Origin of the sequence: Streptomyces sp. NPDC056480 (genome assembly GCF_042795405.1) — a bacterium.
GTDB lineage: Bacteria > Actinomycetota > Actinomycetes > Streptomycetales > Streptomycetaceae > Streptomyces.
On the sequence record NZ_JBHTSA010000219.1, the window covers coordinates 1 to 6,209 of the forward strand.

Sequence of the window (6,209 nt, forward strand, 5' to 3'; positions counted from 1 at the left end):
GGGCGACACCGCCCCGGGCCTCCGGCCGTACGCACGCCGGGCATCAGGCCCGGTAGATCGCCTCGATCTCGTCCGCGAAGTCCTTCGCCACCACGTTCCGCTTCAGCTTCAGGGACGGGGTGATGTGCCCCGCCTCCTCCGTGAACTGCGCCGGAAGGATGCGGAACTTGCGCACCGACTCCGCCTTGGAGACCGCCGCGTTGCCGTCGTCGATCGCGCGCTGGACCTCCGCCATCAGGTCCGTGTCGTCGCGGAGGGTGGCCGCCGTCGAGCCCGCCGGCTTGCCGTGCTCCGAGGCCCAGCGGCCCAGGAACTCCTCGTCGATCGTGACCAGCGCGCCCACGAACGGGCGGCCGTCGCCGACCACCATGCACTCCGCGACCAGCGCGTGCGCCCGGATCCGGTCCTCGATGACCGCCGGGGCGACGTTCTTGCCGCCCGCCGTCACCAGGATCTCCTTCTTCCGGCCGGTGATCGCGAGGTAGCCGTCCTCGTCGAGGGTGCCGATGTCGCCCGTGTGGAACCAGCCGTCCGCCAGCGCCTCGGCGGTCGCCGCCTCGTTGTTCCAGTACCGCGAGAAGATGTGCTCGCCGTGCAGCAGCACCTCGCCGTCGTCGGCGATCCGCACCACCGAACCCGGCAGCGGCTGACCGACCGTGCCGATCTTCTGCCGGTCCCACGGGTTGAACGCCGTCGCCGCGCACGACTCCGTCAGGCCGTAGCCCTCCAGGACCGTGAAGCCGATGCCGCGGAAGAAGTGACCCAGCCGCTCACCCAGCGGCGCGCCGCCCGAGATCGCGTACTCGCCGCGGCCGCCGAGCACCGCCCGCAGCTTGCTGAAGACCAGCTTGTCGAAGATCTTGTGCTTCAGCCTGAGGCCGAAGGACGGGCCCTGCGGGGTGCTGAGCGCCCTGCTGTACGCGATGGCCGTGTGCGCGGCCTTGTCGAAGATCTTGCCCTTGCCGTCGGCCTGCGCCTTGGCCCGGGCCGAGTTGTAGACCTTCTCGAAGACCCGGGGCACGCCCAGGATCAGCGTCGGCCGGAACGAGGCCAGCTCGTCCGTGAGGTTCTTGATGTCGGGGACGCAGCCGAGACGGATCGGCGCCATCACGGACGCGACCTCGACGAGCCGCCCGAAGACGTGCGCGGCCGGCAGGAACAGCAGCACCGAACACTCGCCGGTACGGAACAGCGGCTTCAGCCGCGCCACCACGTTGCCGCACTCGGCGAAGAAGGCCCGGTGGGTCAGGACACAGCCCTTGGGGCGGCCCGTGGTGCCCGAGGTGTAGACGATCGTCGCCGGGTCGTCCGCGTTCGCCGCGGACATGCGCGCGTCGAGCAGCTCGTCGGACACGTCGAGGCCGGTCGCGGTCAGCTGCGCGACCGCGTCGTCCTCGATCTGCCAGATGCCCTTCAGGTCCGGCAGGTCCGCCCGTACGGACTCCACCGACTCCTGGTGCGCACCGCTCTCGACGAGCACCAGGGTCGCGCCCGAGTCGCCGAGGATCCACTGGATCTGCTCCGGCGAGCTGGTCTCGTACACGGGCACGGTCACGCCGCCCGCGCTCCAGATCGCGAAGTCGAGGAGCACCCACTCGTAGCGCGTACGGGAGAGCAGCGCGACCCGGTCGCCCGGCTCGACGCCGGCCGCGATCAGACCCTTGGCGGCCCCGCGGACCTCCGCGAGGAACTGCGTCGCGGTCACATCCGTCCACACGCCGTCGACCTTGCGGCCCATGACGGCGACGTCTGGGTGCTGGGAGGCGTTGCGGCGGATGAGATCCGTCAGGTTGCCGTCCGCGGGGACCTCGTACAGGGCCGGAAGGCTGAACTCGCGCAAGACTGCTGCTCCTCATCGGGCGCCGGCGCCACGGCTCTGTGTGATGCACCGGTGAAGTCCAAGAACTGGCGGGTGCTCCGTGGGGGAGAGCACGACTGGACTGCCCGGACGTTACCCATCAGTACATGGTTCCGGATAGGGGGTTCCGGCCAGATGTTCCGTGCGTCACACCTGTGTGGCGGTGCTCTCCGCACAGTAATCCACAGGTTTCCTGACTCGGAAGTAACCGCAGGTGACACCCCCTAAGGTGGGCCCATGCGAGTCCATGTGGTCAGTGACGTGCACGGCAACGCCGGAGACCTCGCCAGGGCGGGGGACGGGGCCGACGCCCTGATATGCCTGGGGGACCTGGTCCTCTTCCTCGACTACGCCGACCACAGCCGCGGGATCTTCCCCGACCTCTTCGGCGTCGAGAACGCCGACCGGCTGGTCGAGCTGCGCACCGCCCGGCGCTTCGACGAGGCCCGTGACCTGGGGCGTCGCCTCTGGGCCGAGCTGAACGTCGACCGCGAGACCGCGATCGAGGGCGCGGTCCGCCGCCAGTACGCCGCACTCTTCGCCGCCTTCCCCACCCCGACCTACGCCACCTACGGCAACGTCGACATCCCCCGCCTCTGGCCCGAGTTCGCCCGGCCCGGGACGACCGTCCTCGACGGCGAGCGGGTCGAGGTCGGCGGCCTCGTCTTCGGCTTCGTCGGCGGCGGCCTGCGCACCCCGATGCGCACGCCGTACGAGATCTCCGACGAGGAGTACGCGGCGAAGGTCGAGGCGCTCGGCGACGTCGACGTCCTCTGCTCCCACATCCCGCCCGACGTGCCGGACCTGACGTACGACACCGTCGCCCGCCGCTTCGAACGCGGCAGCCGGGCCCTCCTCGACGCCATCCGGCGCACCCGGCCCCGCTACGCCCTGTTCGGCCACGTCCACCAGCCGCTGGCCCGGCGGATGCGGATCGCGTCGACCGAGTGCGTGAACGTCGGCCACTTCGCCTCGACGGGCAGGCCCTTCGCCCTGGAGTGGTGACGGGCCCCGCGCCGCAGCGCGATAGCCTTCCGTCGGCACGTCTGTGCCCCTTTGACTTCCGCCGGACCGCACAGTGGAGGAGCCACCACGATGGCCGAACACACCAGCTCGAGCATCACCATCGAGGCGGCACCGGCCGACGTCATGGGCGTGATCGCCGACTTCGCCCGCTACCCCGAGTGGACGGGCGAGGTGAAGGAGGCCGAGGTCCTGGAGACCGACGACGCCGGCCGCGCCGAGAAGGTGCGGCTGCTGCTCGACGCCGGCGCGATCAAGGACGACCACACCCTCGCGTACACCTGGACCGGCGGCAACGAGGTCAGCTGGACGCTGGTCAAGTCCCAGATGCTGCGGTCGCTCGACGGCTCGTACCGGCTGTCGGCGGTCGGCGGCGGTGACCGCACGGAGGTCACCTACCAGCTGACGGTCGACGTGAAGATCCCCATGCTCGGCATGATCAAGCGCAAGGCCGAGAAGGTCATCATCGACCGGGCGCTCGCCGGCCTGAAGAAGCGCGTCGAATCCGGCGCGTGAGCCCCGCGGGAGGCCGGACACGTCCTCCCGTACGAGCGCCGGGAGGGCGCGGGTAACGTCCTCCGCATGCGGATCATCCTTGTCACCGGGTCCGGCGGCGCCGGTCGCACCACCGTCGCCGCCGCCACCGCCCTCGCCGAGGCACGGGCGGGCCGCCGGGTCCTGCTCGTCTCCGAGGACGTCGAGCCGCTCCCGGCCCAGGACGGACTCCGCGTCCTGCGCCCCCGGCCGGCCGGTGACTTCCGCCGGGAGTTCCTCGCCCTCCAGGCCCGCTCCTCCACCGCCCTCGACCTGCTGGGCGCCGCGCCCTTCGAGGACGCCGAGCTCACCGAACTCCCCGGCAGCCGCCAGTTCGCCCTGCTCCGCGCGCTGCGCGACGCCGCCGAGGGCGACCACGAGCTCGCCGTCGTCGATCTGCCGCCGCTCGCCGAGGCCCTCGCCCTCCTCGCCCTGCCCGAGCAGCTCCGCCGCTATCTGCGCCGCCTCCTGCCGCCGGAACGGCAGGCCGCCCGCGCCCTGCGCCCGATGCTCGCCCAGCTCGCCGGGGTCCCGATGCCCGCGCAGTGGCTGTACGAGACCACCGGCCGCTGGGAGACCGAGCTGGCCGCCGTCCAGGCCGTCGTCGACGCCCCCGCCACCAGCGTCCGGCTGGTCCTCGAACCCGGCCCCGCCGCCGCCCGCGCCCTGCGCACCGCCCGGCTCGGCCTCGCCCTCCAGCGCCTCGCCCTCGACTCCGTCGTCGCCAACCGGCTGCTGCCCGCCGACTCCGAGGACCCCTGGCTCGCCGGACTCACCGCCCAGCAGCACCGGCACCTCGCGGAGCTCCGTACCGCGTCCGGCCTCGCCGACGGCGTCGACGAACTGCCGCACCTCGGCCGGGACCCCCGCGGGCCCGAGGACCTCGTGCTGCTCGCGCCCGCCCGGCGCCCGGCGGCCGTCCCCGGCCCCGTACCGGCGTGGTCCGTCGAGGACCGCCGGGAGGAGGACGGCGTCCTGGTGTGGCACATCGGCCTCCCCGGGGCCGTCAAGGAGGATCTCTCCCTCGTCCGCAGGGGTGACGAACTGCTCCTCACCGTCGGCGCCTTCCGCCGCAACGTGCCCCTGCCGGCCGCCCTGCGCCGCTGCGCCGTCACCGGCGCGGGACTCGTCGAGGGGGACCTCCGGGTGCGCTTCACCCCCGACCCCGGGCTCTGGCCCCGCACCCCCTGAGGGGGCGTGTACCGTCGAAGTACCAGCCAGTGAGGAGTGCGCCATGAGCGATTCGGACGCCTGGGCCAAGGCGTGCGCCGAGGACCTGGAGGCGGAGAAGGCCCGCCGCCGGGCGCAGCGCGGTGCGGACACCGGCTCCGCCGCCGACGAGTTCCGCAAGCTCTTCGAGGCCGTCGCCGACAAGGTCTCCGGGGGCCTCGGGAACCCGCTGCTCGCCGGCCAGGCCGCGCAGACCGTGCAGCAGCTCGTCAACCAGGCGAAGGCGGTCGTCGAGCCCGTCATCGAGCGCAACCCGCAGGTCTTCGACCACCTCGCCGCCGCCGGGAACGAACTGCTCGCCGCCTACCGCTCCGCCGTCGAGTCCCACGAGACCCGGTGGACGCGCGACGAGAAGGTGACCCCCGACGACCCGCGCGACCCGCGCCGGGACGCGGACAGGGCGGCGGGCGAGGCGGACGAGGGCACCGACGGAGACGCCGGTGCGGACGACAGCAAGGACGACCGCAAGGACGACGAGGGGCCGGGAACCGGCCAGCACATCGACCTCGACTGATCGGGACGCCCGTCCCCCTCGGGTACGGTGGGCCTTAGCGGGGCTCGACCGAAAACTGAGGGACACATGGGACTCACCATCGGCGTCGACATCGGCGGCACGAAGATCGCGGCCGGCGTGGTCGACGAGGAGGGCAACATCCTCGACACGCACAAGGTGCCCACCCCGCCGACCCCCGAAGGCATCGTCGACGCGATCTGCGCGGCCGTGTCCGAGGCCGGCAAGGGCCACACGATCGAGGCCGTCGGCATCGGTGCCGCGGGCTACGTCGACGACAAGCGCGCCACCGTCCTCTTCGCGCCGAACATCGACTGGCGGCACGAGCCGCTCAAGGACAAGGTCGAGCAGCGGGTCGGCCTGCCCGTCGTCGTCGAGAACGACGCCAACGCGGCGGCCTGGGGCGAGTACAGGTTCGGCGCCGGCCAGGGCCACGAGGACGTCATCTGCATCACCCTCGGCACCGGCCTCGGCGGCGGCATCATCATCGGCAACAAGCTGCGCCGAGGACGCTTCGGCGTGGCCGCCGAGTTCGGCCACATCCGGGTCGTCCCCGACGGCCTGCTGTGCGGCTGCGGCAGCCAGGGCTGCTGGGAGCAGTACGCCTCCGGGCGCGCGCTCGTCCGCTACGCCAGGCAGCGCGCCAACGCCACCCCCGAGCGGGCCCAGGTCCTCCTCGGGCTCGGCGACGGCACCCCCGAGGGCATCGAGGGCCGGCACGTCAGCCAGGCCGCCCGCGCCGGCGACCCGGTCGCCGTCGACTCCTTCCGCGAGCTGGCCCGCTGGGCCGGTGCCGGCCTCGCGGACCTGGCCTCGCTGTTCGACCCCTCGGCGTTCATCGTCGGCGGCGGTGTCTCGGACGAGGGCGATCTGGTCCTCGACCCGATCCGGAAGTCCTTCCGGCGCTGGCTGATCGGCGGCCAGTGGCGCCCGCACGCGCAGGTCCTCGCGGCCCAGCTCGGCAACAAGGCCGGTCTGGTCGGCGCCGCGGACCTCGCCCGTCAGGGCTGAGCGGTCCCTCGTACGACAACCGCCCGTCGCGTCCCTGTGGAC

6 protein-coding genes are annotated in these 6,209 nt (G+C 72.7%); 5 read left to right on the forward strand and 1 reads right to left on the reverse strand.

Translation table 11 applies throughout. From position 1 onward, the window contains the following. Positions 1-43: 43 nt before the first annotated feature. A complete protein-coding gene (locus tag ACFQ79_RS40020) occupies positions 44-1,840 on the reverse strand; it encodes an AMP-dependent synthetase/ligase (RefSeq protein WP_376460455.1) in 1,797 nt (598 codons plus the stop codon). A gap of 255 nt (positions 1,841-2,095) precedes the next feature. Here ACFQ79_RS40020 and ACFQ79_RS40025 point away from each other — a divergent pair, with 255 nt between their 5' ends. From ACFQ79_RS40025 to ACFQ79_RS40045, 5 genes are all read left to right on the forward strand, one after another. After that, the gene (locus tag ACFQ79_RS40025) at positions 2,096-2,863 is read left to right on the forward strand and encodes a metallophosphoesterase (protein WP_383593149.1); all 768 of its coding nucleotides are present in this window, start codon (positions 2,096-2,098) and stop codon (positions 2,861-2,863) included. Positions 2,864-2,953: 90 nt separating this feature from the next. Further along, positions 2,954-3,397: an SRPBCC family protein gene (locus tag ACFQ79_RS40030; protein ID WP_383593152.1), complete on the forward strand. Its 444-nt coding sequence runs from the start codon at positions 2,954-2,956 to the stop codon at positions 3,395-3,397. Positions 3,398-3,463: 66 nt separating this feature from the next. Then, positions 3,464-4,606, forward strand: a complete 1,143-nt coding sequence (locus ACFQ79_RS40035) for an ArsA-related P-loop ATPase (protein ID WP_383593155.1) — start codon at positions 3,464-3,466, stop codon at positions 4,604-4,606. Positions 4,607-4,649: 43 nt separating this feature from the next. Beyond that, positions 4,650-5,159 carry a DUF5304 domain-containing protein gene (locus ACFQ79_RS40040; protein ID WP_383593158.1) on the forward strand — a complete coding sequence of 170 codons (510 nt, stop codon included), beginning with the start codon at positions 4,650-4,652 and terminating at the stop codon, positions 5,157-5,159. A gap of 66 nt (positions 5,160-5,225) precedes the next feature. Further along, on the forward strand, positions 5,226-6,167 hold the full coding sequence (locus ACFQ79_RS40045; protein ID WP_383593160.1) for an ROK family glucokinase: 942 nt from the start codon (positions 5,226-5,228) through the stop codon (positions 6,165-6,167). The last annotated feature ends 42 nt before the right edge of the window (positions 6,168-6,209 follow it).